The organism is Streptomyces sp. NBC_00670, from assembly GCF_036226765.1.
GTDB lineage: Bacteria > Actinomycetota > Actinomycetes > Streptomycetales > Streptomycetaceae > Streptomyces.
Genome location: NZ_CP109017.1, coordinates 6,185,141 through 6,211,197 on the forward strand (window position 1 = coordinate 6,185,141; position 26,057 = coordinate 6,211,197).

21 protein-coding genes and 1 tRNA gene are annotated in these 26,057 nt (G+C 73.5%); 9 read left to right on the plus strand and 13 right to left on the minus strand.

Annotated features, from left to right (window positions below; translation table 11 throughout):
* The first annotated feature begins 8 nt into the window (after positions 1-8).
* Positions 9-1,007, plus strand: coding sequence for a sugar phosphate isomerase/epimerase family protein (locus OIE12_RS27365; protein ID WP_329139769.1), 999 nt, complete (start codon positions 9-11; stop codon positions 1,005-1,007).
* Between the two features lie 133 nt (positions 1,008-1,140).
* A tRNA-Leu gene (locus OIE12_RS27370) sits at positions 1,141-1,225 on the plus strand.
* Between the two features lie 264 nt (positions 1,226-1,489).
* Here OIE12_RS27370 and OIE12_RS27375 read toward each other — a convergent pair.
* The gene (locus OIE12_RS27375) at positions 1,490-2,512 is read right to left on the minus strand and encodes a DUF732 domain-containing protein (RefSeq protein WP_329139771.1); all 1,023 of its coding nucleotides are present in this window, start codon (positions 2,510-2,512) and stop codon (positions 1,490-1,492) included.
* Between the two features lie 66 nt (positions 2,513-2,578).
* Positions 2,579-3,382 (minus strand): N-formylglutamate amidohydrolase, encoded by an 804-nt coding sequence (locus OIE12_RS27380; RefSeq protein ID WP_329139773.1) that lies wholly within the window; start codon positions 3,380-3,382, stop codon positions 2,579-2,581.
* A gap of 225 nt (positions 3,383-3,607) precedes the next feature.
* Between OIE12_RS27380 and OIE12_RS27385 the strand changes: the two genes are divergently transcribed.
* Together OIE12_RS27385 and OIE12_RS27390 are read left to right on the plus strand one after the other, a co-directional pair.
* Positions 3,608-4,477: a DMT family transporter gene (locus tag OIE12_RS27385; RefSeq protein WP_329139775.1), complete on the plus strand. Its 870-nt coding sequence runs from the start codon at positions 3,608-3,610 to the stop codon at positions 4,475-4,477.
* A gap of 338 nt (positions 4,478-4,815) precedes the next feature.
* Complete coding sequence (locus OIE12_RS27390; RefSeq protein ID WP_329139777.1) at positions 4,816-5,985, plus strand: S1 family peptidase; 1,170 nt, start codon at positions 4,816-4,818, stop codon at positions 5,983-5,985.
* A 115-nt stretch (positions 5,986-6,100) separates the two neighbouring features.
* On the opposite strand, the gene OIE12_RS27395 is transcribed toward OIE12_RS27390, so the two are convergent.
* Together OIE12_RS27395 and OIE12_RS27400 are read right to left on the minus strand one after the other, a co-directional pair.
* A complete protein-coding gene (locus OIE12_RS27395) occupies positions 6,101-7,081 on the minus strand; it encodes an endonuclease/exonuclease/phosphatase family protein (RefSeq protein WP_443053926.1) in 981 nt (326 codons plus the stop codon).
* A gap of 267 nt (positions 7,082-7,348) precedes the next feature.
* A complete protein-coding gene (locus OIE12_RS27400) occupies positions 7,349-7,843 on the minus strand; it encodes a hypothetical protein (RefSeq protein WP_329139780.1) in 495 nt (164 codons plus the stop codon).
* Positions 7,844-7,930: 87 nt separating this feature from the next.
* Here OIE12_RS27400 and OIE12_RS27405 point away from each other — a divergent pair, with 87 nt between their 5' ends.
* Both OIE12_RS27405 and OIE12_RS27410 read left to right on the plus strand, forming a co-directional pair.
* Positions 7,931-8,626 carry a response regulator transcription factor gene (locus tag OIE12_RS27405; protein WP_329139782.1) on the plus strand — a complete coding sequence of 232 codons (696 nt, stop codon included), beginning with the start codon at positions 7,931-7,933 and terminating at the stop codon, positions 8,624-8,626.
* The gene (locus OIE12_RS27410; protein WP_329139784.1) at positions 8,619-9,761 is read left to right on the plus strand and encodes a sensor histidine kinase; all 1,143 of its coding nucleotides are present in this window, start codon (positions 8,619-8,621) and stop codon (positions 9,759-9,761) included. The genes OIE12_RS27405 and OIE12_RS27410 overlap by 8 nt, the downstream gene beginning before the upstream one ends.
* A gap of 233 nt (positions 9,762-9,994) precedes the next feature.
* Here OIE12_RS27410 and OIE12_RS27415 read toward each other — a convergent pair whose 3' ends face one another.
* Positions 9,995-10,837: an SAM-dependent methyltransferase gene (locus OIE12_RS27415; protein WP_329139785.1), complete on the minus strand. Its 843-nt coding sequence runs from the start codon at positions 10,835-10,837 to the stop codon at positions 9,995-9,997.
* A 164-nt stretch (positions 10,838-11,001) separates the two neighbouring features.
* On the minus strand, positions 11,002-11,730 hold the full coding sequence (locus OIE12_RS27420; RefSeq protein WP_329139787.1) for a TetR/AcrR family transcriptional regulator: 729 nt from the start codon (positions 11,728-11,730) through the stop codon (positions 11,002-11,004).
* A gap of 100 nt (positions 11,731-11,830) precedes the next feature.
* Here OIE12_RS27420 and OIE12_RS27425 point away from each other — a divergent pair, with 100 nt between their 5' ends.
* Both OIE12_RS27425 and OIE12_RS27430 read left to right on the plus strand, forming a co-directional pair.
* Complete coding sequence (locus OIE12_RS27425) at positions 11,831-12,313, plus strand: SRPBCC family protein (RefSeq protein WP_329139789.1); 483 nt, start codon at positions 11,831-11,833, stop codon at positions 12,311-12,313.
* Between the two features lie 301 nt (positions 12,314-12,614).
* Positions 12,615-13,187: a response regulator transcription factor gene (locus tag OIE12_RS27430; protein ID WP_443053928.1), complete on the plus strand. Its 573-nt coding sequence runs from the start codon at positions 12,615-12,617 to the stop codon at positions 13,185-13,187.
* Here OIE12_RS27430 and OIE12_RS27435 read toward each other — a convergent pair.
* The 6 genes from OIE12_RS27435 to OIE12_RS27460 all read right to left on the minus strand — a co-directional run bounded on the left by OIE12_RS27435 (position 13,166) and on the right by OIE12_RS27460 (position 22,525).
* Entirely contained in the window at positions 13,166-14,899 is a 1,734-nt protein-coding gene (locus OIE12_RS27435; RefSeq protein ID WP_329139792.1) for an ABC transporter ATP-binding protein, read from the minus strand. The genes OIE12_RS27430 and OIE12_RS27435 overlap by 22 nt on opposite strands.
* The gene (locus OIE12_RS27440; RefSeq protein ID WP_329139794.1) at positions 14,896-16,791 is read right to left on the minus strand and encodes an ABC transporter ATP-binding protein; all 1,896 of its coding nucleotides are present in this window, start codon (positions 16,789-16,791) and stop codon (positions 14,896-14,898) included. The genes OIE12_RS27435 and OIE12_RS27440 overlap by 4 nt, the downstream gene beginning before the upstream one ends.
* A gap of 115 nt (positions 16,792-16,906) precedes the next feature.
* The gene (locus OIE12_RS27445; RefSeq protein ID WP_329139796.1) at positions 16,907-17,020 is read right to left on the minus strand and encodes a SapB/AmfS family lanthipeptide; all 114 of its coding nucleotides are present in this window, start codon (positions 17,018-17,020) and stop codon (positions 16,907-16,909) included.
* A gap of 50 nt (positions 17,021-17,070) precedes the next feature.
* On the minus strand, positions 17,071-19,674 hold the full coding sequence (lanKC, locus tag OIE12_RS27450) for a class III lanthionine synthetase LanKC (protein WP_329139798.1): 2,604 nt from the start codon (positions 19,672-19,674) through the stop codon (positions 17,071-17,073).
* Positions 19,675-19,893: 219 nt separating this feature from the next.
* On the minus strand, positions 19,894-20,463 hold the full coding sequence (locus tag OIE12_RS27455; protein ID WP_329139800.1) for a mycothiol transferase: 570 nt from the start codon (positions 20,461-20,463) through the stop codon (positions 19,894-19,896).
* 163 nt (positions 20,464-20,626) lie between these two features.
* The gene (locus OIE12_RS27460) at positions 20,627-22,525 is read right to left on the minus strand and encodes a CASTOR/POLLUX-related putative ion channel (protein ID WP_329139802.1); all 1,899 of its coding nucleotides are present in this window, start codon (positions 22,523-22,525) and stop codon (positions 20,627-20,629) included.
* 417 nt (positions 22,526-22,942) lie between these two features.
* Here OIE12_RS27460 and OIE12_RS27465 point away from each other — a divergent pair, with 417 nt between their 5' ends.
* Complete coding sequence (locus OIE12_RS27465) at positions 22,943-24,961, plus strand: flavin monoamine oxidase family protein (RefSeq protein WP_329139804.1); 2,019 nt, start codon at positions 22,943-22,945, stop codon at positions 24,959-24,961.
* A gap of 230 nt (positions 24,962-25,191) precedes the next feature.
* Here OIE12_RS27465 and OIE12_RS27470 read toward each other — a convergent pair whose 3' ends face one another.
* The gene (locus OIE12_RS27470; RefSeq protein WP_329139805.1) at positions 25,192-26,013 is read right to left on the minus strand and encodes an SAM-dependent methyltransferase; all 822 of its coding nucleotides are present in this window, start codon (positions 26,011-26,013) and stop codon (positions 25,192-25,194) included.
* Positions 26,014-26,057 lie beyond the last annotated feature (44 nt).

Sequence of the window (26,057 nt, forward strand, 5' to 3'; positions counted from 1 at the left end):
GCAGCGACATGCCGCGCGACTTCACGCTCTTCACCGGCCAATGGGCCGACCTGCCCCTGGAGGAGGTCTGCCGCCACGCCCGCGACTTCGGCTACGACGGCCTCGAACTCGCCTGCTGGGGCGACCACTTCGAGGTCGACAAAGCCCTCGCGGATCCCTCCTACGTGGAATCCCGCCACCAACTGCTCGACAAGTACGGCCTGAAGTGCCGGGCGATCTCGAACCACCTGGTCGGCCAGGCCGTCTGCGACGCGATCATCGACGAACGCCACCGGGCCATCCTCCCCACCCGCATCTGGGGCGACGGCGAACCGGAGGGCGTCCGGCGGCGCGCGGCCGACGAGATCGCGGACACCGCACGCGCCGCCGCCCGCTTCGGCGTCGACACCGTCATCGGCTTCACCGGCTCGTCCATCTGGCACCTGGTCGCCATGTTCCCGCCCGCGCCCGAATCCATGATCGAACGCGGCTACGAGGACTTCGCCGACCGCTGGAACCCGATCCTCGACGTCTACGACGCGGAGGGCGTGCGGTTCGCCCACGAGGTCCACCCCGGCGAGATCGCGTACGACTACTGGACCACCCGGCGGACCCTGGAGGCGGTGGACCACCGCCCCGCCTTCGGCCTGAACTTCGACCCCTCGCACTTCGTCTGGCAGGACCTGGACCCGGTCGGCTTCCTGTACGACTTCCGCGACCGGATCTACCACGTCGACTGCAAGGAGGCCCGCACCCGCCTCGACGGCCGCAACGGCCGCCTCGGCTCCCACCTGCCCTGGGGCGACCCCCGGCGCGGCTGGGACTTCGTCTCGGCCGGCCACGGGGACGTGCCCTGGGAGGACGTCTTCCGCATGCTGCGCTCCATCGGCTACCGGGGCCCCGTCTCCGTCGAATGGGAGGACGCCGGCATGGACCGCCTCCAGGGCGCACCGGAGGCCCTTGCCAGACTGCGGACGTACGACTTCGAGCCACCCTCCGCCGCCTTCGACGCCGCTTTCGCCCACTGACCGCCCCACCCGGCCCCCGCCCCCGGTCCGCCCCCTCCACCCGACGGATACGCAGGTGAAAGGCACCGCCAAAGCTTGGTATTGTTGTCCGTGTCGCCGCGGGGCCCCACCCCGGCCGGGCGACGGACACCTCGTCCGGGTGGCGGAATGGCAGACGCGCTAGCTTGAGGTGCTAGTGCCCTTTATCGGGCGTGGGGGTTCAAGTCCCCCCTCGGACACTTGCTTGATCGACAACATGTGAGGGCCCCGACCGTCAGGTCGGGGCCCTCACCTGTGCTCCTCGTGCCGCCGGCCGGGTCAGGCCGCAGGCCCGGCTCCCCGTGCCGGAAGACGTCCAGGCTGTTCCGGACGCGCGTGGCCGCCACGACGAGCAGGGACCGGACCCGCTGGTACTCGGCCCCTTCGCGTGGCGATCGCTTGGCACTCGTCCGCCCAGTCGGCCGGCCGGTGCAGTCGAGGTCGCCGTACGTGCGGTCCCGCCGCTATGGGTTCGGGGCCGCGCCGGGGCCGGGCCGGTAGCCGCATCCGAGGAACACGAACTCCTTCGGGGCGACGCGGACCTCGGTACGACTCCAGTGGTAGATGCCGTTCTGTTCCCCCTCGTAGGTGGAGGTCCCGCCCGCCTCGATGGTGAAGAACTGGTCCTCCCCCGTCTCGCCGAAGAACTCCCACTTCGGCTCCCACTCGGGGGACAGCTCCCATCCGGGCGCCTTGCCGTCCGCGAACCAGCGCTGCTGGAGCTGGACACGCACGTCGTACGGGGAGGTGTTGCGGACCTTCACCGTGTACGTGGCCGAGGTCGGGTCGTCGTCGGCATCCGGCCGCTCGATCGTGGCCGTCGTCTTCAGAGTGGAGACGGCCGGGCAGTCCTCGTCCTGCTTCGTCGGCACCGGCATGCTGTAGACGCCGTCGGTCACGGCGCCGATCCGGTCCGGGCAGTAGAAGGTGACCGCCTCCACGATGAAGGCGGCCTGGTCGATCGGGTCGGGGAGCGGCAGCCCCACGAGGTCGGGGACGTCGTTCATGTCGGCTCCACCGGTGAGGGCCTCGCAGACGGCTCTCGCGTCCCCGAGGACGGCCTTGCGGAAGTCCGAGAGGTCGTAACCGCCACCGTCGGACGACATGGCTCCGTACTCCGTGGCGTCGGGCCACGTGGAGAACTGGCCGACGTCGCCGAGGAACGCCACGTCGCGTGCGGCGGCGGAGCTGAACTCCGGGACGGAAACGTGAGGGGGCCCGGAGGTCGGATCGGCCGTGCTCTTCTCTGCCCCGGGCTCGGCCGGGACGTCGGCGTCCGTGCCGGAGCGTGCCGATCCCTGCTCGCTGCCGCCGGTCACCAGGAGGGTGACGAGGGCGACGAGCGCGAGGACCGTCGCGGTGAGGACCGCTGCGAGGCGCCGCCGCCCGAGTGCCTTCGGGCGGGCTGCGACGTCCTTCTCCAGCCGGACCTTTCCGCCTGTCGTGGAGGGCGGCTGCTCGGCCGGCCCCGATCTCTTGTCGGGCATGTGCGGTGTCCCCCTGGTGGAGCTGTTCGGGGCCCGGGCACTCCGACCGGGCCGGTGGGTAAAGGGTCAGCTCGTTCCGGCCCCGTCGACCAGCTCGGCCAGCGCGTCCGCGAGCGCTTCGAGCCCCGGGCCGTACGGGCCGCCCGGTTCCGTCATGTAGACGTCGCGCCGGATCTCGATCATCAGCGCGGTGACCCGGGGGTCCCGCTCGTAATACCGCAGGGGAACGTACGTTCCCTGGAACGGGCTGTCGATCCCCGTGCCGCCGAAGCGCGCGAAGGCCCGCTCCGCGTGGGCGAGCAGCGCGTCCGGGGTGTGGAAGGCGTCCCGGCCCAGGCAGATCGGCGGGCGGGGGCCGTCGCCGTGCAGTTCGTACGGCAGCCGCGCGGTCGGGTACGAGTGCACGTCCACGATCACCGCCCGCCCCACGGCGGCCAGCCGCCCGGCGACGGCGTCGGTCATGGCGGCGGCGTAGGGACGGAAGTACGTCTCGACGAGCGGCCGCGCGTCGTACGACGCCGGGCGGAGCTCTTCCCTGTGCGTGGTCCGCGTGTACACCGCGCCCATGCCGACGGAGAGCATCTCCTCGCGTTGGTCCGGGAACCGCTCGGGGTCCACGACCAGCCGCGAGAGCCGGTTGACGAACCGCCAGGGGGTGGTGGCGCAGCGGTCGGCGGTGGCGGCGGCGAGCTCCGCCGTGTGCGCGTCCGTGATGTGGTCCAGCTCGGCGTTGAGCGCGGCGTCGTCGAGCGTGATCCCCTGCCGAACGTCCTGCGGTATCGCGCGGGAGGAGTGGGGGACGTGGAGGATGACGGGGGAGTCGGGCGCGCCCGGGAGGTACTGGTGGTACTGGTGGTTCTGGGGATGCATACGGGGTGACCCTCGGTGTGTGTCGTCGTGGTTCGTACGTCGAGGGGCAAGCGCGCCCCCCGCCTCGCCCGGTCCGGTGTCGTGCGGGGGACCACACCCGATCAGGTGCGGTGATCATAGGACATGTCCGCCGCGCGCCCCATTGCGTCCCGCCCGGGGGCCCGGGGGCGAGACTGAACGGAAGGGAAAACGGGGGAACACATATCGCGGAGGAGCGAGTCGCCCGTGGTCTACCTCTTCGGTCTGATCGCCGCCTGTCTGCTCGGCCTCGGCTTCGTGCTCCAGCAGCACGCCGCCGAGCGGGCGCCCGTCTCCGACATGCTCTCCTTCCGGCTGCTGTGGGACCTGGTCCGGGTGCCGCTGTGGCTGGGCGGCATCGGCTGCATGGTGGTGGGTCAGATCCTCAGCGCGGTGGCGCTCAGCAAGGGCGACTTGTCCAAGGTGGAACCGCTGCTGGCCACGAACCTGCTCTTCGCGATGGCGCTGGCCCGCTGGATGAGCGGGGAGCGGCTGGGCGGCTCCGGCTGGAGCGGGGTGCTGCTGCTCAGCGGCGGGGTGGCCGCGTTCATCCTGGCCGGGCGGCCGACCGGCACCGACGCGCAGGTCGGCGCGTTGCGGCACTGGCTGGTGTTCGGCCTGGTCGTGGGCGTGGCGCTGGCGCTGATCGTGGTGGCCCGGCACCTGCCGTTCTTCGAGGAGCCGCCGCTGCTGGCCGCGGCGGCGGGCGCGCTGTACGGGCTGCAGGACGCGCTGACCCGGGTCTCCAGCCAGATCATCGCCGACGACGGCATCCCGGCGCTGTTGGTGAGCTGGGAGCCGTACACGATCGTCGCGCTCGCGGTGACCGGGCTGATGCTGGTGCAGAGCGCGTTCGAGGCGGGACCGTTGCGGATGTCGCTGCCGGCGCTGACCGCGGCGGAGCCGATCGCCGGGATCGCCTGCGGGATCGGCTTCCTCGGCGACCGGCTCCACACCGACCCGGCGGCCCTCGCGTGGGCGACGGCCGGCCTCGCGGCGGTCGTCACAGGGGTGTTCGTCCTCGCGCGCCATCCCGCGATGCCGGGGTCGGTCGCGCGGGAGCGCGAGCCGGGGTGAGGGGTTCGGGGTTCGGGGATCGGCTTCGTGTCCGGATGCGGGTGGGGGCTGGCTGGTCGCGCAGTTCCCCGCGCCCCTGAAGGACTGGGGGCGCCTCCTGCTCTTAGGGGGCGCGGGGAACTGCGCGACCAGCCCCCGTCCACCCGCACCCCCCACTCAACCCCACCCCCCCCCGCACAAATGGACCGTACCAATCGCATCCATTGGCATGGACCTGACTTGACTTCCCCGTTACCCTCTCCCTCAGAACCACCCCTGAGAGCGCTCTCAGTCAGTACCGCCCGTCCGCCCCACCTCGCTCCACCCCACAGAGCACCGGACGACGAAAGGCACCCCCCATGAGACGCACCACCACCCTCCGCACCACCACCCTCTCCACCGCCCTCCTCCTCGTCACCGCCGCCGCAGGCCTCGGCCAGGCCTCCGCGGCCGCCCCCGGCGCCACCCCCCAGGACACCCCCGCCAAGAGCAGCGCCGCCGCCTCCCCCGCCCTGATCGACGCCCTCCAACGCGACCTGCACCTGACGAAGTCCCAGGCCACCGACCGCCTCGCCGCCGAGACCACGGCCCGCACCGTCGAGAAGGCCGCCCGCAAGGCGGCCGGCGCCACGTACGGCGGCTCGTGGTTCGACGCCAAGCGCGGCACGCTCGTCGTCGGCCTGGCGGACGACACGCACCGCGCCGCCGTCGAGGCCACCGGCGCCGACGTCACCCGCGTCGCACACACCGAACGCACACTCGACTCGACCATGACCGAGCTCAACGCGATGGACGCGCCCGACGGCGTCGCCGGCTGGCACGTCGACCCGAAGTCGAGCACCGTCACCGTCACCGTCGTCGACACCCACAAGAGCGACAACGATGTCGAGGCGTTCGTGGCCCGCGCCCGCAAGGCCGGCCCGGTGACCGTCCAGGAGACGGACCACCAGCCGCGTACGCTCGCCGCCGGGACCGTCGGCGGCGACCCGTACTACACGGGCAACGTCCGCTGTTCCATCGGCTTCTCGGTGTACGGCGGCTTCATCACCGCCGGCCACTGCGGCACGCCCGGCATGAGCGTCAGCGGCTGGGACCACACCTACATCGGCAACTTCCAGGGCTCCTCGTTCCCCGACAACGACTACGCGTGGGTCAACGTCGGCAGCGGCTGGTGGACCGTGCCGGTCGTCCTCGGCTGGGGCACCGTCTCCGACCAGCTGGTGCGGGGCTCGGGGGAGGCACCGGTCGGGGCGTCGATATGCCGTTCCGGCTCGACCTCCCACTGGCACTGCGGGACGGTCCTCGCGAAGAACGAGACCGTCAACTACAGCCAGGGCGCGGTGCACCAGATGACCAAGACGAACGCGTGCGCCGAACCCGGTGACTCCGGCGGCTCGTTCATCAGCGGCGACCAGGCGCAGGGCACGACGTCGGGCGGCTGGGGCAACTGCAGCTCGGGCGGCGAGACGTGGTTCCAGCCGATCAACGAGGTGCTCAACCGCTACGGACTGACGCTGCACACGGCGTGACGGCGGCGGCGTAGGAGCGCCCTTCGCCACGACCACCTGACGGGTCGTGGCGAAGGGTGCGGAGTTCGTGCCACGCGCGTGTGCCGCGGCACGGATCCGACGGCTTCGAGCGGTGTCACCAGCTGAGGCCGGCCGCCACGGGGAGGTGGTCGCTGCCGGTGGCCGGCAGTACCCGGGAGCTGTCCGGCCGCACTCCGCGGACCAGGATCTGGTCGATCCGGGCCACCGGGAACGTCGCCGGCCAGGTGAAGCCGAAGCCGTTCCCGGCCTCGGTCTGGGCCGAACGCAGCCGCGAGGTGATCCCGTCGAGCGCGCGGTCGTCCGTGGTGCCGTTCAGGTCGCCGAGCAGCACCACCCGCTCGTTCCGCTCGGCGGCGAGGGCCGTGGCGAGCGCCCGCGCGGAGCGGTCCCGGCTCTCCGTCCAGAAGCCTCTTCCGGGCATCAGCCGTACGGATCCCAGGTGGGCCACGTACACCGCCAGCGGGCCCCGATCCGTGGCCACCGTGGTGCGCAGTGCCCGGTTGTCGGGCAACTTCTCGGCGGCCGGCCTGGTCGCCCCCAGCGGCCCGCCGGCCTCGGTGTCGACCGGCCGGGTGTCCGACAGCGGCAGCGTGCTCCACAGCCCGACCGTGCCCTGCACGGTGTGGTAGGGGTACGCCTTCGCCAGCTCCCTCTCGTATGTGCCCCGGGCCTGCTCGGTCAGCTCCACCAGGGCGAGCACGTCCGCCCCGGAGGCGGCCAGCGCGCGGGCGGTGCCCGCCGGGTCGGGATTGGCGTCGCCGACGTTGTGCTCGGCCACGGTGAGGTCGCCGCCCGCGTGGGACTTGTCGCCCAGCAGCCCGCCGAACAGGTTCAGCCAGACCGCGACCGGCAGCAGCAGCGCGATCACCGCGGAGGCGGAGCGGCGCCACAGCGCCGCGAGCAGCAGCACCGGTACGCACAGGCCGAACCAGGGCAGGAAGGTCTCCACCAGACTGCCGAGGCCCCCGCGGTCCGTGATCCACGTGTGGAGCAGCAGGAGCAGGCCCAGCAGCAGCGCCGCCGCCGCGAGCACCGGGCCGCGCTTCCAGGGGCCCGGACGGGAGACGAGGCGCATCACCCGGCGAGCGCCTCCCGTGCCCCGGCCTGTGCCCCGGCCCGGTCGTCCGGAGCCGGTGGGGGCAGGGGAGCCGGCGGTGGCATCGGGATCGGTGGGGCCATCCGGGCCGGTGCCCTGGCGACCGGCCCCTTGGTGCCCGTCCTCCACCGTGTCGACCTGTGTCATCGTCCGTCCTCGCTCACTGCTGTTCGTCGTTCGTCCGAAAGAGCCCGTACCAGGGGAGATGCCGACGGCCGACGCGCCGGGGCGCGCGCCATTCACTCGTCACGGCTGCATCCTCGGGTCGTGGATGGGGTCGGCGTACATGGCCGGGCAGCCGTCGTCGATCGCCCCGGGGCGCAGTTCGTAGTGCCAGGCCTCGTTCTCGTAGATCTGGCACAGCCCGTACTTCGCATCGGTCGCGGCCCGGCGCAGGGCCGTGAGGAGATCCGGGTCAAGCCTGGTCACCGCCGGGACGTCGTCGAAGACCGTCGTACCGTCGGGGACGACGCCGTCGGCCTCGCCGAGCCCGCGGCCGGCCTCGCGCAGGGCACCGCGATGGTCCCGGCGGAGCCCGCGCGAGGGTGCGGCGGCGGACGACGGGGCGCGTGCGGCCGGAGCGGAGTGCGAGGGGGAGGTGGAGTGCGAAGGGGAGGCGGGGGCCGGGGGCTCGGGGCCCTGCCCGCCGCAGGCGGTGACGACCGCGGCCACGAGGGCGGCCAGGCCGGCGGCGGGAAGCCGTCGGGCGGTGGTGCGCGATGAGGCAGTGGTGGGAAGCATGCCGCCAGTCAAGAGGCCGCGATGTTGCCGGCACGTATGCGGTTTTCGATACACCGACGATATGAGCCCACCCGTAGCCTCGACATCATGCGCGTGCTGATCGTCGAGGACGAACCCTTTCTGGCGGAGGCCATCCGCGACGGCCTGCGCCTGGAGGCGATCGCGGCCGACATCGCGGGTGACGGCGACACCGCCTGGGAGCTGCTGAGCGTCAACGGCTACGACATCGCGGTCCTCGACCGCGACATCCCCGCTCCCTCCGGTGACGAGATCGCCACGCGCATCGTCGCCTCCGGCAGCGGCATGCCGATCCTCATGCTCACCGCGGCCGACCGCCTCGACGACAAGGCCTCCGGGTTCCGACTCGGAGCCGACGACTACCTGACGAAACCCTTCGACATGCGGGAACTCGTGCTCAGACTCAGAGCGCTCGACCGCAGGCGTGCGCACAGCAGGCCGCCGGTGCGAGAGGTCGCGGGGCTGAGGCTCGACCCGTTCCGCCGGGAGGTCTACCGGGACGGCCGCTACGTCGCACTGACCAGGAAGCAGTTCGCGGTGCTCGAAGTCCTGGTCGCCGCCGAGGGCGGTGTCGTCAGCGCCGAGGAACTCCTGGAACGGGCCTGGGACGAGAACGCCGACCCGTTCACCAACGCGGTGCGCATCACCGTCTCGGCACTGCGCAAGCGTCTCGGCGAACCGTGGATCATCGTCACCGTGCCGGGGGCCGGCTACCGCATCGACACGCAGCGGGGGACCGGGCGCGGGGGAGGCGAGCATGGATAGGGCGCCCGGTCCGAGCGTTCGCCTCAGGCTCACCCTGAGCTACGCCGGATTCCTCATGGTCACGGGAATCCTGCTCCTGGCGGTCGTGTGGGTGTTCCTGCTGCGGTACGTGCCCGACGAAGCGGTCTCGCTCCCCGCGCGCCGCCCGCCCGGCGCTCCGATCGGACTCCCCGGCCGCCCCGGTCGCTTCGTTCCCGGCCGGTCCGACCTCTGGCGTGCCTTCGCTCCGAAGGCGGCCGTCGTGTCGGCGCTCCTGCTCGTGTTCGGTCTCCTGGGGGGATGGGTCCTCGCCGGCCGCATGCTCGCCCCACTCACCCGCATCACCCACGCCACCCGCACGGCCACGAGCGGATCGCTCTCCCACCGCATCCGGCTGCCCGGCCGCCAGGACGAGTTCCGCGAGCTCGCCGACGCCTTCGACACGATGCTCGCGCAGCTCGAAGCCCACGTGGGCGAACAGCGGAGATTCGCGGCCAACGCCTCCCACGAGCTGCGCACCCCGCTGTCGGTCATGAAGTCACTGCTCGATGTCGCCCGTGCCGATCCGGACCGGGCCGCCGATCCGCTCGTCGACCGGCTCCACACCGTCAACACCCGGGCGATCGACCTGACCGAGGCGCTGCTCCTGCTCAGCCGCGCCGACCGGCGGTCCTTCACCCGCGCACCCGTCGACCTGTCGCTCCTGGCGGAGGAGGCCGGCGAGACACTCCTGCCCCTGGCGGAGAGGAACGGCGTCACCCTCGAGACCGGCGGCGACGTGGCCCTCACCACCGGGTCGGAACCGCTGCTGCTGCAACTGACCACGAACCTCGTGCACAACGCGATCGTCCACAACCTCCCGGAACGCGGCAGTGTGCGGGTGAGCACCGAAAACCGCGCCAAGGCCGTGGTGCTCACCGTCGAGAACACCGGCGGACGGATCGCCCCCGAGCTGATCCCGACACTCACCGAGCCGTTCCGGCGCGGCACCGCGCGCGTACACACCGACCATGGGGGTGTCGGCCTCGGCCTGGCCATCGTCGAGTCCATCACCCACGCGCACGACGGAACGCTCACGATCACCCCGCGCCCCGCCGGCGGGCTCCTGATCACCGTGGAACTGCCCACGGCGTCCCCCGCGGGCAGCCCCGGGTGAAGGTGACACGCGCCGTCGCTCACGCGGCGCGTGTGGGCCCGGCCGACCGCCCACCGGCCCCTCGCCGTGGCCCGAGGAGGACCGGCGGTCCCGCGCCGCGATGCCGCGGCATTGCCGCGCGGCGGTGCGGCACCGGGGCCTGGTGGCCCGGAGCCATGCCCGGTCGTCGCGGCGGGACCGGGGCGGTGGCCCGTCGGCCGGGTCGGGACCGGGGCGGTGGCCCGTCGGCCCGGTCAGCCGTTCTTGCGGGCGACGCCGCCGTAGATGCCGATGGGCGGCGCACCGGCCGCCGCGGGCTCGTCCGGACGCCAGTCCGTCACCGAGACCAGGCCGGGCTCCACCAGGGCGTAGTCGCCGAAGAAGTCCAGGACGCGCGCGTGCGTACGCAGGTTCATGCTCGCGGTGGCCCGCCGGTAGACGGCCGCGGCGTCCTCGCGGTGGTCCTCGTGCAGGTCGCCCGTGGCGTGCGACAGCACGAGGTAGGAGCCGGTGGGCAGCGCGTCGCGGAGGGTGGCGAGGATGCCGTCGGGGTCCTGCGCCTCGGACAGGAAATGCACGATGGCCACCAGCAGCAGCGCCACCGGCTGGTCGAAGTCGATGACCCGGCGGACCTCGGGATGGTCGAGGACGCCGCGCGGGTCGCGCAGGTCGGCGAGGACGACGGAGGTGTCGTCCTGGTCGAGCAGGGCCCGGGAGTGCGCGCTGACGATCGGGTCGTTGTCGACGTAGGCGACCCGCGTCCCGGGCGCGACGGACCGCGCGATCTGGTGCACGTTGGGCGGGGTGGGCAGCCCCGTGCCGATGTCGAGGATCTGCCGCACCCCGCCCTCGGCGACGACGTGCCGGACGGCGCGGTGCATGAAGTACCGGTTGGCGCGCACCCCGTCCCGCACCTCCGGCGCCACCTTCATGAACTGCTCGGCGGCCTCCTGGTCGACCTCGTAGTTGTCCTTGCCGCCGAGGAAGTAGTCGTACATCCGGGCGGGGTGCGGCTTGCTCGTGTCGATCCGGTACGAGGCGTCACCGCCGCCGCTGCCGGAAGTGCCGTCGGTGCTGGGGGAGGTCGGGGAGGTCATGCAGGCTGGCTCCGTCCTGGACTCGCATCCCACCGCCGAACGAAGGGTGGTGAGTGACTGTCAGAACATCATCTTGGCATGTTTTCGACGGTGGGGCGTACGGGTGTGCGTGCGGGGGCGTGCGCGGGGGCGCGGCCCCGAGTGCCGTCGGGCGTACGGCGGTTTCAGGCGGGGGAGGCCAGGGCGGCGAGGCCGGTGTCGAGGAGGCCGGCCGCGCGGCGGACGTCGGCGGTGACCGCGTCGTGGAGCCGGTCGGGGGTGCGGGTGTCGTCGGCGAGATGCCTCGCCAGGCTGCGGAACTGCACGGACCACAGCCCGAGCAGGGCGATCGCCGCGATGTGCGGTTCGGGGTCGTCCGGGGAACCGTCGGCATCGTCCTGGGAACCGCCGCCGTCGCCGCGCCCGGCCAGTGCCTCGGCGGCGACGGCGACGAGCCGGTCCGTCATGTCCTGGTGGTAGGCCCGCAGTGAGGGCGTCGACCTGATCAGCGCGCCGAACCGTCCGATCCGGGCGGCGGCGGCACGCGGATCGTCCTGTGCGGCGAGCCAGGCGGTCAGGGCGCGCAGTTCGTCGGAGAGGATCCCCAGCGCCGCCTCGACCGGGGAGCGGTCCGGATCGGCCAGACCGGTGCGCAGCGCGGCCGCCGTGGCCTCGCCCCGGTCCAGGATCAGCGACTCCTTGGTCGGGAAGTGGTTGAAGACCGTCTTCTCGGACACGTCGCAGGCGCGGGCGATCTCCGACACGCGGACGGCGTCGAAGCCGCGTTCGAGGAACATTTCGGTCGCGGCGTCGGAGAGCCGCTGTCGCAGCAGCCGCTTCTTCCGCTCCCGCAACCCCTCGGCCCCGGGCTCCGCCGCCTGCGGGCGCCATGCGGTCCAGTCCACCGTGCTCATGCCGCCAGAGTAGTACGGCGACGGGACAATTTCTGTTACTGTAATTTTCTAGCGACTGTAGATATCGGTCCGAGTCGCGGTCACAGCCCAGGGGAGCGCCATGAGCAGCACCATCCACATCGTCCGCGACTACCCGTACGCCCCCGCCAAGGTCTGGCGGGCGGTGACCGACCCCGACCTCATCCCCCTGTGGACGGCGACGGGCGCCGGCGCCCGCCCGGAGGGGTTCGCCACCGCCGTCGGCACGGAGTTCCGCTTCGTCGCGAAGCCGAAGCTTGGCTGGAGCGGCATCGTCGACTGCGTCGTACGGGAGGCCGACGCCCCTCGCCTGCTGCGCTACTCGTGGACCGACCACGGCGGCGGCGAGACCACCGAGGTCACGTACCACGTCGAACCCCACGCCGGCGGCACCCGCTTCACCTACGACCACACCGGCTTCACGGGCGCGGGCGGCCTCCTCATGTCCCGGGTCCTGGGCCGCGTCCGCCGCAAGATGCTGACGGTGGGGCTGCCGGCGGTCCTGGGCGAGATGGACGAGGCGGGCGGGCTGCGGCCGGGAAGCGGGCTGCGGCCCAGGGGCTGATTCCGGACCGGAAGGTGACCGGAACCAGGGCGGGCGCGCTTCCCTCCCGCGGCCTCGAACGCGCCCGAGTACCCGGCCGTACCGGAGGGATGCACTCGCACTTGTTGCGCGCGGCGGTACCGGGCGCCCGTACGTGCGCCCCCGCACAACCCAATGGCCGATTCTTCGCCCCGGCGATCCGTGACAGCCGCCAACAATGGGGCACGTTCACCTCCTGCACACCTGAGGGACGGGCCCGAAGTACGGCGAGCTGAAGGGGCGGGCAGTGATCCGGGTACTTCTTGTGCACGACGTGTGTCTGATGAGATCGGTCCTGGCGCACTGGCTGCGGGGCGAACGGAGCCTCCAGGTGGAGGAGACCTCGTGGAAGGCCGCGACCTCCCGCATACGCTCCGTCTCCCCGGACGTGTGTGCGGCCGACCTGGACCGTGCCGACGGCCACGACAGCCCGCCGTTCGGCGCTCTCCGTCCGCCCGGCCCGGGAGGGAGACCACCGGCGCTCGTGGTGCTGGCCGACGCGAACCGGCCGGGACTGCTCAGACGGGCGGCCGAGGCGGGGGCGCTCGGCTTCGTCGACAAGGCCGGTTCGCCGGACCGGCTGGTGCGCGCCATCCGCTGTGTCGCCGAGAGGGAACGATTCGTCGACGCCTCGCTGGGGTTCGGCTTCCTCAAAGCGGCGCAGATGCCGCTGACCGGGCGGGAGTTGAGTGTGCTGTCCCTGGCGGCCGAGGGAGCGTCCGTCGGAGAGATCGCGGGCCGTCTGAACCTGTCCCACGGCACGGTCCGCAACTACATGGCGGCGATCACGCGCAAGACGGGGGCCCGAAACCGGATCGACGCGATCCGGATCTCTCAGGGCGAAGGCTGGCTCTGACCGGCCCGGCCGTGGGCATCGGGCGTCGCTGCCCAGCCGCCGACCAGATCCCGGTAGAGGGCCGACACACGCAGCAGCTCCTCGTGCGTGCCGTGCGCGGTGCGCGGCCCGTCCATCACCAGGACACGGTCGGCACGGCGGGCGGAGCTGATCCGGTGCGCCACGACGACCAGGGTGCCGCCCCGGCGCGCGGCGAAGGCCCGCTCCGCGCGTGCCTCCGCCTCCGGGTCGAGATGACAGGTGGCCTCGTCGAGCAGGGCGAGCGGTGCGGGGGAGAGGTAGGAGCGGGCCAGCGCGATCAACTGCCGTTCACCCGCCGACAGCGCGTCGGGGACGACCCGGCCGCCGGGTCCGCCCAGCGACCGCAGCAAGGGGCCCAGCCCGACCGCCTCGGCGGCGGCCAGCAGTTCGGCCTCCGGTACCGGCTCCGGGCGGAGGAGGCTGAGGTTCTCCGCGAGGGTGCCGCCGTGGACGTATGCCTGCTGCGGGATCAGTACCCGCAGTGCGGCCGCCTCCGGGCCCGGCACGGTGTGCCCGTACACCCGGACGGAGCCGTGCCGGGGGGCGAGCAGTCCCGCGACCAGTTCCGTGAGCGTCGACTTCCCGATGCCGCTCGGCCCCACGACGGCCAGATGCCCGCCCGCCGGAACGGTGAGGTCGAGCCCGTCGAGGACGGGGGCGCTCGCGGGGCCGTACGCGAAGGTGACCGAGGTGAGGGAGAGGGCGGGCGCCGCGGGCACCGGCGCCGGGTCCCGGCGCCGAGGCGCACGCGGTGACGACGCCGCCCGGGATCCCGCCGGGCTCTGCCGGGTCAGCCGGCGCAGGACCACCGTGAGACGGGAGCCGCCGGCGCCCAGACCGTGGACGAGGTTCTGCAGGGCGGGCAGCAGGGACTGGCTGGTGTAGGCGAGCGCGCCGACCAGGGCGCCGGGGGTGACCCCGCGGCCGAGCAGCCAGGGCGCGGTGGCCAGCAGCAGCACCACGGGGAGCTGGCCGCCCACGGCGAGCGCGGCCACGCGCGCCACGCTCCAGTGGGCCAGCACGCGGGCGGCCGTGAGCTCCGCGTCGATCCGCCGCCCGGTGCCGGCCGCGACCTGGGCCTCGGCACCGGAGGCCGTGATGTCCCGCAGCCCGGAGCACACCGCGCCCAGGTCCTCGGCGAGCGCCTCGTCGGCGACGAGGAACGCCTCCTGACGGCGGGCCAGCGGCCGGAGGGTCGCCGCGAACAGCCCCACCCCGGCCAGCAGCGGCGGTACGACGACCACCAGGAGCAGTGGGTCCAGCGAGAACAGGCCGACCAGGGCGCCCGCAGCGGTGAACACGAAGGAGCGGGACACCATCACCAGCCCGGCCAGGGTGTCCCGGGCGATCTCCACCTGCTGGGTGAGGCCGGACAGCGCCCCGGCGTCCGCCTCCCGCACCCCGCGTGCGACCACCCTCTCCACCAGCCGGTCCCGGGCCGGTTCGACGAGTCCGGCGACCGCGCCGTAGACGCGTCCGGTCCCGTACGCCCCGGCGCAGACGGCGAGTCCGGCCGCCGCGAGCCACAGCAGGCCCACGCGCTCGTTCCCGGCCAGGAAACCGGCGTCCAGCGCACGCGCGAGGGCGTAGCCCACGAGGAAGGTCTGCCCGGCCTCCAGCACCGACCAGGCGGTGAGCCGCAGGAGCGCCCGGCGGTGCGCCCGCAGGAACCGCAGCGCCCGGGCCCTCACCGCGGGGCTCCGTCCAGGCTCCCCGCCCCGCCGACGCACGCCGGGTCCTGGCCGGCCGCCGGTCCGGGGCGGGCTGTGGGTCCGGTACGGGACGACGGTTCGGCGCCGGGCGTTGGTTCGGCATCAGCGGCTCGTTGCGCATCGGCCGTCGGGTTTCCGCAGGTCGCTGGTGCGTCACGGGCCCCGGCGGCCGGTTCGTCGTCCTCGTGGTTCGCGAACACCGCCCGGTACGCGGCATCCCGCCACAGCTCCGCATGGGTTCCCACCGCCCGTACCCGGCCCCCGTCCAGCCAGGCGACCGCGTCGGCGCGGGCGGCCGTCGCCGCGCGGTGGGCGATCAGCAGCCGGGTGGGGCCGCCGGGCGCCAGGAGGGCGTCGGCGACCTCGTGCTCCGTCACCGTGTCGAGGCTGGACAGGGCGTCGTCGAGGATCAGCAGCCGCCCGCCGCGGGCGAAGGCGCGCGCCAGGCCGAGGCGCTGGGACTCGCCGCCCGAGCGCGGAGCGGCGGCGCAGCGGGTGGCGTAGCCGTCGGGCAGCCGGCGGACGAACGCGTCGGCGCGGGCCGCGCGGGCGGCCGCCCGGACCCGGGCGGGGGAGGGGGCGGCGAGCCCGAGGGCGAGGGCGTCCTCGACGGTCGTGCCGAGCAGGGCGGGGCGGTCGAAGGCATAGGCGACCGCGCGGCGCAGGTCGTCGTGGGCGAGGCCGTGCAGCGGGACCCCGTCGAGCAGCACCTCTCCCGCGTCCGGGTCGGTGAGGCGGCCGGCGAGGGCGGCGAGCAGGGACTTGCCGGTGCCGGAACGGCCGACGACGGCGAGGGTGCCGCCGCCGGGCACGGTCAGGTCGACCCCGGCAAGGACCGCGCGCCCGTCCCGGCGGGCGGTCACGCCCCGCAACTCCAGCCGGCCGGGGCCGGGCGGCAGACGGCGGCTGCCGTGCGCCGGCGCGGACACGGCCAGGACCTCGGTGAGCCGGCCGGTCGCGGCCCCGGCCCGGCTCAGCGCGGCGAGCTGCCCCACCAGAACCCCGACTCCGCTCGCGAGCACCGCGTACCGGGAGGCGGCCAGCACCTCGCCCACCGAGAGCCGGTGCCGGGCGAGCAGCAGCCCGGCCACCGCCACCACGCCCAGTTGCAGCAGCGGTGCCACGGTCACCGCCTGGGCGGCGGCCCGCCCCTGCACCCGCCACATGCGGTGCCCGGCGCCGGACAGCTCCGGCAGCGGAGCCAGGATCCGGGCCGCCTCCCGCTCCTCGGCACCCGCCGCCCGGATCGTACGGAACCCGTCGACCGCCTCGGCGAGCGCGCCCGCGATACGGCCCTGGACCCGCTGGTACTCGGCCACGCATGCCGAGGTGTCGCGGGCGAAGGCACACAGCAGCAGAGCCAGCACCGGCGCCCCGGCCAGGAACACGGCCGCCAGCCACGGGTCGATGAGGCCGAGCGCCACCACACCCCCGACCGGACCGGCGAGCGCGGCGGCCAGCGCGGCCAGCGCCCCCGGCGCCGTACCCGCCTGGGCGCCGCTGCCGACGAGCCGTGCCACCAGGTCCCCGGCATCGAACCGGCCGGCCGCGCGCGGGCCGAGCGCCAGGACGTGCCCGGTGGTCCGGCGGCGCAGCCAGGCGGTGGCCCGCGCGTCGACGACGCCGGCCAGCACGCCCGCGGCCGCCTCCAGCAGGGAGATCATCAGCACCAGGGCCGCGCAGCAGGCGATCCACCGGGCCGCGGGGGCGTGAGCGAGCAGCCGGTCCAGGGTACGGCCGAGCACGGCGGGCAGCAGCAGACCGGCCGCCGTCGCCGCCGTGCTCACCGCGCACAGCGCGGCGCAGCGGGCCACGTCGTGCCGGAGCACGGCGCGCGAGAGGCGCTCGGGGGCGTCGGGACGATACGTCATCGGCTGCTGCCTCGCATCCGTCGAGTCGTCAGCGGCTGCCTCGCGTCCGTTCGGACGCGGAACGGCTCCGGGCCGCCCCGTGAGGGGCCGCCCGGAGCCAGGGCTCACCGGCAGGTCACAGGCAGAGCAGGACGCTCGCCGCGGAGACGCAGGAGAGCAGGCTCGCGGTGCTGGCGCCGCCGCCGTTGAGCTCGTCGGACTCCATGGTCTGCAGGTCGAGAAGGGCCATGATGGGTTCCTTTCCCATTCTTGGGGACGGAGGGTTGTGTCACGACGCCGTCAGGTGACGGCGCCGCGTGTGTGGGCCGCCGGTGGCGGCGGGAGGAAGGGCAGGTGCGCGGTGCGCTCCGTGTCGAGTGCCGACGCGAGCGCGAGCAGGCACCCTGCCGTTCCGGTGGCGAGGTCCATGGACAGGCGCATCATCTGGTGTCCGGGGAAGGCCAGTTGGCCCTGGTAGTCCATCGCGAACCAGCCGAGCCCGGCGATCTGCTGCGCCAGTCGTTCGGCGGTGGCGCCCGGCGCGGAGCTGCGGGCCAGGTGCAGGACCATTCCGGCGCGGCCCTGGAACAGGCCGGGCTGCGCGTAGAAACGGGAGGTGGCGGCGGTGAGGATGCCGGCGCGGGCCCGCTCGAACTCCCCGTCCGGGTCGGCGCCGTGTGCCAGGTAGTCGTCGAGGACCAGCCCGATTCCCGCGCTTCCGTCACCGAGGTAGGGCAGCGTCCGCCATCCCTCGTCCACCTCGAGGCCGCCCGTCGCCTCCTGGCGGACGCAGCGGGCCAGGTCCCGGCGCAGTGCCTCGGCCGCGGCCGTCAGCAGCCGGGGCTCGCCGGTCTCCTCGTACCGCCGGATCAGGAACAGGGCGGGCCCGGCGGCACCGCGCATCAGTCCGGCGCGCCGCCGGGGCGTGTCCGGCACCGGTTCGGCGAGCCGCCGCACGAGGATGTCGGCGGCCTCGGCGGCCCGGTCACCGAGCCGGCGCTCGCCTGTGGTGCCCGCCAGACGGCCGAGGACCAGGCCGAGGCCAGCGAGCCCGCCGTGCAGGTCGGAGGAGAGGTTGTGCCAGTTCTCCCGCAGGATGCCGTCGACCAGGTCCAGCGCCCGCTGCCGGTGCCCGAGCCGGTCCAGTACCAGAGCGACCCCCGCGAGCCCGTCGTACAGACCGAGCGGCGTGCCGGGCGGCGGCGGGGCGGTGCGGTCGAGGAGCCAGCGCTCGCCCTCCTCGTAGCGGGCGGCACCGCAGGCCGCCAGCGCGTACAGCACACCGGCCGCGCCGTGCGCGAGGCCGAGGCCGCCGCCGTCGGAGAACTGGGCGATGTCACCGGGGAAGAGCCGGTCGTGCCGTTCCGGGGTGGCGGAGGCGAGGATCGCCTTGACCATCGAGTCCCGGCTGTAGGGCCAGTCGCCCGGCACCACCGGCGGGGCGGACGCGCCTCGTCCCGGCATGTCCCGGGTGATCTCGGCGACCGCCTCGTCCAGGAAGGCGCGCGGCACGTCCGGGAACTGCTCGGCGATCACGTCCGCCAGGTGGGCCGCCTTCCCGCGGTCCACCACGAACAGCGTGGTGACCGGCAGGAACAGGGCCAGCCGCAGACAGGCCAGGGCGTAGTGGTCCACGTCCCGGCCCCGGCGGCCCGGCGGGGCGAAGAAGCCGGGGTGGGCGACCGTCTGCCGGGCGTTCTCCGCGACCGGAGCCGCCGCCTCGAAGTCGATCAGGTACACCGTCTCGTCGTCCGGGGCCACCATGATGTTGAAGACGTGCAGATCGTTGAAGACCAGCCCCTTCGCGTGCACGGCCGCCACCGCCCGCTCCACCGCCCGGTGGATCCGCAGTGCCCAGGCGGTGTACGCCGCCACCGCCGCCGGGTCCGGGTCCGCGGTGAGCAGCGGATGCCGTTCGGCGAAGAAGGAGTTGAGCGGCCGGCCCTCCAGATGGTCCATCACCAGGAACCGGTGCTCGCCCAGCGTGAACCAGTCCCGCACCTCGGGCACCACGCCCGTCCCGGCGACCCGTTCCAGCGCCGCTCTCTCGCGTTCCAGCCGGGCCACCGCGTCCGCGCCGTCGGCGGCCAGCCCCGCGTGCGGCCGCGCCTCCTTCAGCACCACCCGGCGCCCGTCCCGGGTGTCGGTTCCGGCGTACACGCCGCCGCCGTTGGAGAAGTGCAGCGCCTTCTCGATGCGGTACGGCAGGTCGCCCACCGTCGTGATGTTGCGGGCCTCCAGGTGCGGCCGCAGGAACTCCGGCAGCGTCACCCACTCGGGTACCTGGAAGGACGGCGTCCGCCGGTCCGGGACCAACTGTCCCTCGCCGTTTTCCACGGCCAGGACCAGCGAGCCGCGCTCGTCGACCACGTACCGGCGCGCGAAGGCGCCGTGGCGGACGTACAGCGGACCGTCGTACCAGCGCAGGTCGGTGAGGATGTACGGCCCCTCGAAGCCCTTGAGCAGCGCGCCGAGCTCCTCCAGGACCTGCCGCAACCGCTCCTCGTCGGCCGGATAGACGGTGACGAACTTGCCGCTGGTGTCGCGGCCCGCGTACTTGGCGTTGCGCAGGTGCAGCAGGTGCGGGCCGGGGACGAACTTGAACGGGATGCGGCGCGGCACGCAGTAGTCCCACACGATCTCCGCGATCCGCTCCGCGTGCTCGGCGGTCGCCGAGGAGTGCACCTTCCAGCCCTGCGCCGGTGACGGCGCCGGCGCGCCGTCCGCGCCGAGCGGGGTCAGCGTCAGCCAGTCACCCGTGCGGCCGGCGTGCCAACCGTCGGGAACCGGGCGCCGGGCCGTCGCGAACAGGGGCGCCGGCTCCGACCCGTCGGCGGAGAGCCGGTCGGGCGTGTCGTAGAAGTGCCCGTCGGCGAGCGCGTACACCTCGTACCGCTTGTCCATGCCGCTCCTGCCCCTTCCTCCCGGTGACCCGCTCCGGACGCCCGCGGACACCACCCGGCGGTCCGGACGGCTCCGGAAACCACTCGGCGGCCCGGTTCAGACACTTCCAGAGACCATGCCGTGACGGACAGTCACGTATGTCATGACCTCACCGTGAGAAACGCACGGGTGGGGAACGGGCGGGGGAGGGACGGGCGGGAAGGGCACGGGGCGGCTACGTCACTGCCCCACCCGCCCGTCGATCCGCTCACGCAACAGGTCCGCGTGGCCGCAGTGGCGGGCGTACTCCTCGATCCTGTGGACCAGGAGTTCGCGGACGGCGATCCCGTCCCTGCCCAGTCGCTCGCCGAGGTCCGGGTGCGCGGCCAGTGCGGCGTCGGTCGCGGCCTGTTCGCGGGCCAGCGCCTCGTACGCCGCCTCGATCTCCCCCGGCTCGGCGACGGCGCCGTCGAAGTCCGCGTCACGTGCGCCGTACAGCTTCGGCAGCGGGTCGCCGTCGCTGATCCACCGGCGCCAGTCCCGTTCCGCCTCGGCGAGGTGCCGGACCAGGCCGAGCAGGGACATCGTCGACGGCGGGGCCGAGCGCCGGGCCAGCTGCTCCGCGTCCAGGCCCTCGCACTTCATCCGCAGCGTCATGCGGTAGTTGGCCAGGAAGTCGGCCAGCGTGGCGAGTTCACCGTCCGGGGCCCGGCCCTCGCTGTTGCGGGGGTCGTCGTCCGGGTCGACCCACATGTCGGGGTAGACGGTCGCCTGTGTCCATCGTGCGGGTTGGTCGGTCATGCGTCCCATGTTCGTGCGGGGCGACCCGCACCCACCACCGATTTCCGAGCGTCGGAAAGGGCCCCGGCCACGGCCGGTACCGCTCGCGTCCGGACGGAGAATCCGGCCATCGTGCTCGTCCGCCCGGTCCTCTTCCTCATCCCGGTGCCCCGTGGCCCGTCGGCGTCCCCCCTCAGTCCTCGCCGATGACGACCACCTCGTCCTCGGCCGACCAGCGGCGCCGCTCGGCCTTGTGCGGGTTGATCCGCAGACCGTGCCCGGGCCCCGACGAGGAGCCGTCGTGGCTGCGGTAACCGATGGCGCACTCGCCGCGGCGACGCGCCGCGGCCACGACCGTGGCGAAGGACGTCTCGCACCCCGGCACCACGTAGTCGCCGGCCGGCCGCAGGCGGACCCCGGCGCCGTCCGCGGAGAACAGCTCCTCGAACACCGCCGCCAGGTGCCGGTTCTGCGAGATCTGCGCCATGAGCAGCCCGATGAGCTTGCCGCTGATGATCACGTCGGCTCCGGGGCTGATCGGCGCCAGCGCCCGGTTGCGGTCGTCGATCAGCTCGGTCACGACCGGCAGTTGGCGCCCGGTGGCCTCCTCCAGCCGGCGCAGGAGCAGGAGGGTGACCAGCGTGCGGTTGTCGGGGTCGTCCGGGGACTGCCCGGGCGCGGGGTCCCGGCCGAGCACGATCACGCTGTCATAGGAGTGGACGTCCAGGCGGTGCAGGGTGTCGGGACGGGTGATGTCCCCGTGGTGCAGGGTCAGGGTCAGACCGGTGCCGCCGCGCGCGTCGGTCTCGTCGACCTCCCGTGCCGTCGCTCCGCCGCCGTCCGCCACCACGTCGACGGCCGATCCGGGCCGGCTGCGACGGCGCAACTGGTCGACGACGAGCGGCGCGCGGCGGTTCCAGCCCAGCAGCAGGATCCGCTCCGGCCGGGCGGGCGTCGGAGGACCGGATGTCATCGCCTCCTCCTCGGCCAGCTCCGCGCAGTCCTCCGGCCGGGCCGTGTCGTCGTCCCGGGTGAGGACGATGAGCAGGTCGTCCGGGAGCAGGGGCGTTTGCGGCGGCGGGCTGAGCAGGGGAGTGTCCCCGCGCAACACACCGACGACGCTCGACGTCGCATAGGACAGCAGCGCGTCGCCGAACGGGCGCCCGGTCAGGGAGGCCTCGGCCACCAGGTAGAACTCGTCGCCGGCGAAGTCCAGCAGCTCCTGGTGGACGAGGGAGAGCCCGGAGCGGCGGGCGGTCTGGACGATCATCCGGGCGGTGACGGTGTCGCTCTCCAGGACGATGCCGCCCGGCCCGGCGGCGAGCGCGGCGGCCAGACGGTGGCGGTCGTCCCGGACGGCGGCGACGACGAGCGGGTGCTTCCCCTTCCCGGCCAGCGCCGCCCTGAGCGCCAGCAGCGTCTTCACCACCTCGGCGTCGGCGTCGGGTTCGTCACGGGGCAGGACCAGCACGACCCCGGCCGTGGCGGGACTGGCCAGGGCGAGCACGGCCGGGTCGGTGGTGGGACCGCTGCGGCAGATCAGCCGGGTACGGCCCAGGGGGCCCACCTTCGTGCCCAGGGCCTCCTCCATCGCGGTCTTGTCCCGGTCGGCCAGCACGGCCACCGCCGCCCGCCGCTGGTTGGCGTTGGCGGCCACCAGCTCGCCGACCACCGTGAAGACCTGCTCCGACCACCCCAGGACCACCGTGTGCCCCTGTTCGAGCACGGTGGACCGGCCCCGCCGCAGCGCGGTGAGCCGCTCCGTGAGCGCCGTCGTGATCAGGCCGACGAGCGTCGAGACGTACAGCAGGGCGATCAGCGCGAGCAGCACCGACAGCAGCACCCGCAACGGTGTGCCCGTCGCACCGCCCAGCCGCAGCGTCTCCCCGGTGAGGTGCCAGACCTGCGCCAGCCGCTCCCGCAGGGACGCGGGCGCATCCGGGTCGGTCCACACCAGCACCGCACTGGCCGGGACGACGGCGCCCAGGCACAACAGCACCATCCAGCCGAAGAGGGCGGAGGTGCCGCGGGCGAGCGTGCTGTCGAACCAGTAACGGGCTCTCGCGCCGAATGGAGTGCGCCGTGGTGCCATCTCCCTTCCTCCCCCTTCCTTCCCCCTTCTCGTCCGGCGTTCGTGCGCGGCCGGACCGGCGCCGCGCACGCGGGGTGCCGTGCGGGCCGCCGCAGAGCACGGATGCGGACCCTTGTCCGCAGTGTGGAGGACCGGCCAGGACGGTGGACGGGGTCCGGTCGGCATTCATCCCTTCGGGTTTCCCGCCGTCCCGCGGGGCGCCGTCCTCGCAGGGCGCCCCGCGGGACGGCGTGCCTCCGCTTCCGTGGAACGGCGCGCCTTCGTTTCCGTGGAACGGCGCGCCTTCGTTTCCGCGGGACGGCGCCTCCGCTTCCGTCGACCCGTCGTACCGTCAGGGTTTGTCGGGGTTTCGCTCCTTAGGGTCAACAACGCCCTGAACTGCGGCGCCGGGGCCAGGCCACCGGTACAAAAGCCGCCATGGCTGACGAACACGCGGTGATCCGCGCACAGGACGGTCCTTCCCGCCTTTCCCGCAGGAGCTTCGCGGCAGTGGCGGGAACGGCCGCCGCGGCGACCGCCCTGACCACGGGGCCCGCCACGGCCCTGCCCGTACCGGCGGCCCCGGCCGCCCCTACCGCCCCGGCCGCGTCCGGCCCCGGCTTCGACCGGTGTCTCGCCGTCGCCCGCGCACTGCTCGTCCTCGACTCCGACGACCACCAGCTCGTCCCGCGGTACCGCCGCGTCCTCAAGGACGGACTGCCCACCGGGCGGCGCGTTCGGGCCAAGGACGTACTCGTCGTCGGTGCCGGCCCGGCCGGGCTGGTGGCCGCCTGGCTGCTGAGGGAGGCCGGCCACCGGGTGACGGTCCTCGAGGCCAACGGCAACCGCGTGGGCGGACGCATCAAGACCTTCCGCAAGGGCGGCCACGAGGGCGCCGAGCAGCCCTTCGCCGATCCCCGCCAGTACGCCGAAGCGGGCGCGATGCGCATCCCCGGCAGCCACCCCCTGGTGATGGAGCTGATCGACAAGTTCGGCCTGAAGAAGCGGCCCTTCTACTACGTCGACGTCGACTCCGAGGGACGCCCCGTCAACCACACCTGGATCCACGTCAACGGCATCCGCGTGCGGCGCGCCGACTATGCCCGCGCGCCCCGGCGGGTGAACCGGTCCTTCGGCGTCCCCCGGGCCCACTGGGACACTCCCGCCGCCACCATCCTGCGCTCCGTGCTGGACCCGGTGCGCGACGAGTTCAGTACCGTCGGCCATGACGGCAAGCGGGTCGACAAGCCGCTCCCGGAGCGGCTGCGGGGCTGGGCCCGGGTGGTGCAGCGGTTCGGCGACTGGTCGATGTTCCGCTTCCTGACCGAACACGCCGGCCTCGACGAGCGGACCGTCGACCTGATCGGCACCCTGGAGAACCTCACCTCACGGCTGCCCCTGTCCTTCATCCACAGCTTCATCGGGTCCTCCCTCATCAGCCCCGACACCCCCTTCTACGAACTGACGGGCGGCACGGCCGTGTTGCCGGACGCCCTCCTGGAACGGGTGCGCAAGGACGTGCGGTTCGACCGGCGCGTCACGCGCATCGAGTACCACCACCCCGACCGCTCCTCCTCGGACACCGAGCACGTCCGGGACAAGGGACCGCACGTATGGGTGGACACCGTCTCCGAGGGCCGCGAAGGCCCCGTCGTGCGCGAGCAGTTCACCGCGGACGCCGCCGTGATCACGGTGCCCTTCGCCGGACTGCGCCACGTGCAGATCGCCCCGCCCCTGTCGTACCGCAAGCGCCGTGCGGTCACCGAACTGCACTACGACAGCGCGACCAAGGTGCTGCTGGAGTTCAGCCGCCGCTGGTGGGAGTTCGACGAGGCCGACTGGAAGCGTGAGCTGCGCGCCATCGACCCGGGCCTCTACGACGCCTACCGCACCGGCCGCGCCGCCGCGGACGGCAGCCTGCTCGGCGCCCACCCCTCCGTGCCCCACGGACACATCACGGCCGGTCAGCGCACCCACTACGCCGCCAACCGCGCGCTCGCGCGCGACGAGCCGGAGGCGGCCCACGTCGTGGGCGGCGGCTCGCTCTCGGACAACGCCAACCGGTTCATGTACCACCCCTCCCACCCGGTTCCCGGCAGCGCGGGAGGTGTGGTGCTCGCCTCCTACAGCTGGGCGGACGACGCGATGCGCTGGGACTCCCTGGACGACGAGGCACGGTATCCGCACGCCCTGTGCGGCCTCCAGCAGGTCTACGGCCGCCGCATCGAGGTCTTCTACACCGGCGCGGGACGCACCCAGAGCTGGCTGCGCGACCCCTACGCCTACGGGGAGGCGTCCGTACTCCTGCCCGGCCAGCACACGGAGTTGCTGTCGGCCATCCCCACGGCCGAGGGACCGCTGCACTTCGCCGGGGACCACACGTCCGTCAAACCGGCGTGGATCGAGGGGGCCGTGGAGTCCGCGGTGCGGGCGGCCCTGGAGATCCACACCACCTGAGCCGCGGCGCGGGCGCCGGCCCGGCCGCACGGGGAGGTGTCCACACACGCCGGTGCCTGCCCGCCGTCGCCTCCGCGTCGCCCGGCCCTCCCCGCGCTCCCCTCACGGAGCGCGGGGAGGGCAGGCGCCGGCCCCGGGACCGGCGCCTGCCCTCCCGGTCGACCTGGATGTTCCATCCGCCGCTGTCGCCCGCGGCTTCCGCGTCCGAACCGCTCGGACGTGACGTGCTCCTACACCTTCCGGGCCAGCCCGGCGGCGATGAGGCGCTGCCAGACGGTGAGTTCCTGTTCGCCGCCGCCGTCGCCCCACGGGCTCTCGACCGTCTCCGGACGCCACAGGGACGCGGGCACTATCCCGGGCTCGAGGATCTCCAGCCCGTCCAGCAGCGCCTCGATCTCCTTGTCCGTGCGCCACCGGCCGCGGCCGAAGGTCTGCTGGAGGACGCGTTCGGCCTCCTCGGTCTCCGGGTTGTTGCCGGAGCGGAAGTGGCTGACGAAGAAGTAGCTCCCGGCCGCCACGTGGTCGCGCCAGTGGCGCACGATTCCGGCCGGGTCCTCCTCGTCGTTGACGTGGTGGAGGATCGCGCTGAACATGACGGCGACGGGGCGGTCGAAGTCGATCAGTTCGAGCGTGTCCGGGTGGTTGCGGACGCCCTCGGGGTCGCGCACGTCCGCCCGTACCACCCGTGTCCGGTCGTTCTGCTCCAGCAGCGCCCGGCCGTGGACCAGTACCTGGGGGTCGATGTCGACGTACACGACCCGGGACTCGGGCGCGTGCCGCTGGGCCACCTGATGGACGTTGTCGGCGGTCGGGAGGCCGCTGCCGAGGTCGACGAACTGCCGTATCCCGGTCGTCGTCGCGATCTCCGCGACCGCCCGGGTCAGGGCCGCGCGGTTGGCGAAGGCGATGGCCACCGAGCCGGGCAGATCGCGCTTGAACACGTCGCCGACCTCGCGGTCCGACGCGTAGTTGTCCTTGCCGCCGAGCAGGTAGTCATACACGCGTGCGATGCTGGGCCTGCTGGGGTCGATGGAGCTGCCTTCAACCGTCATGCCCCCATCCTCTCCCGCACGTCCGCCCGCCGACCAGCACTTTG

Excerpts from the sequence above, each read along its gene's own strand:
- OIE12_RS27465 (WP_329139804.1), top strand. The coding sequence starts at position 22,943 with ATGGCTGACGAACACGCGGTGATCCGCGCACAGGACGGTCCTTCCCGC.
- OIE12_RS27430 (WP_443053928.1), top strand. The coding sequence starts at position 12,615 with ATGAGATCGGTCCTGGCGCACTGGCTGCGGGGCGAACGGAGCCTCCAG.
- OIE12_RS27365 (WP_329139769.1), top strand. The coding sequence starts at position 9 with ATGCCGCGCGACTTCACGCTCTTCACCGGCCAATGGGCCGACCTGCCC.
- OIE12_RS27400 (WP_329139780.1), bottom strand. The coding sequence starts at position 7,843 with ATGCTTCCCACCACTGCCTCATCGCGCACCACCGCCCGACGGCTTCCC.
- OIE12_RS27445 (WP_329139796.1), bottom strand. The coding sequence starts at position 17,020 with ATGGCCCTTCTCGACCTGCAGACCATGGAGTCCGACGAGCTCAACGGC.
- OIE12_RS27395 (WP_443053926.1), bottom strand. The coding sequence starts at position 7,081 with ATGCGCCTCGTCTCCCGTCCGGGCCCCTGGAAGCGCGGCCCGGTGCTC.
- OIE12_RS27425 (WP_329139789.1), top strand. The coding sequence starts at position 11,831 with ATGAGCAGCACCATCCACATCGTCCGCGACTACCCGTACGCCCCCGCC.
- OIE12_RS27460 (WP_329139802.1), bottom strand. The coding sequence starts at position 22,525 with ATGGCACCACGGCGCACTCCATTCGGCGCGAGAGCCCGTTACTGGTTC.
- OIE12_RS27440 (WP_329139794.1), bottom strand. The coding sequence starts at position 16,791 with ATGACGTATCGTCCCGACGCCCCCGAGCGCCTCTCGCGCGCCGTGCTC.
- lanKC (WP_329139798.1), bottom strand. The coding sequence starts at position 19,674 with ATGGACAAGCGGTACGAGGTGTACGCGCTCGCCGACGGGCACTTCTAC.
- OIE12_RS27390 (WP_329139777.1), top strand. The coding sequence starts at position 4,816 with ATGAGACGCACCACCACCCTCCGCACCACCACCCTCTCCACCGCCCTC.
- OIE12_RS27380 (WP_329139773.1), bottom strand. The coding sequence starts at position 3,382 with ATGCATCCCCAGAACCACCAGTACCACCAGTACCTCCCGGGCGCGCCC.
- OIE12_RS27420 (WP_329139787.1), bottom strand. The coding sequence starts at position 11,730 with ATGAGCACGGTGGACTGGACCGCATGGCGCCCGCAGGCGGCGGAGCCC.
- OIE12_RS27415 (WP_329139785.1), bottom strand. The coding sequence starts at position 10,837 with ATGACCTCCCCGACCTCCCCCAGCACCGACGGCACTTCCGGCAGCGGC.
- OIE12_RS27410 (WP_329139784.1), top strand. The coding sequence starts at position 8,619 with ATGGATAGGGCGCCCGGTCCGAGCGTTCGCCTCAGGCTCACCCTGAGC.
- OIE12_RS27405 (WP_329139782.1), top strand. The coding sequence starts at position 7,931 with ATGCGCGTGCTGATCGTCGAGGACGAACCCTTTCTGGCGGAGGCCATC.
- OIE12_RS27455 (WP_329139800.1), bottom strand. The coding sequence starts at position 20,463 with ATGGGACGCATGACCGACCAACCCGCACGATGGACACAGGCGACCGTC.
- OIE12_RS27470 (WP_329139805.1), bottom strand. The coding sequence starts at position 26,013 with ATGACGGTTGAAGGCAGCTCCATCGACCCCAGCAGGCCCAGCATCGCA.
- OIE12_RS27375 (WP_329139771.1), bottom strand. The coding sequence starts at position 2,512 with ATGCCCGACAAGAGATCGGGGCCGGCCGAGCAGCCGCCCTCCACGACA.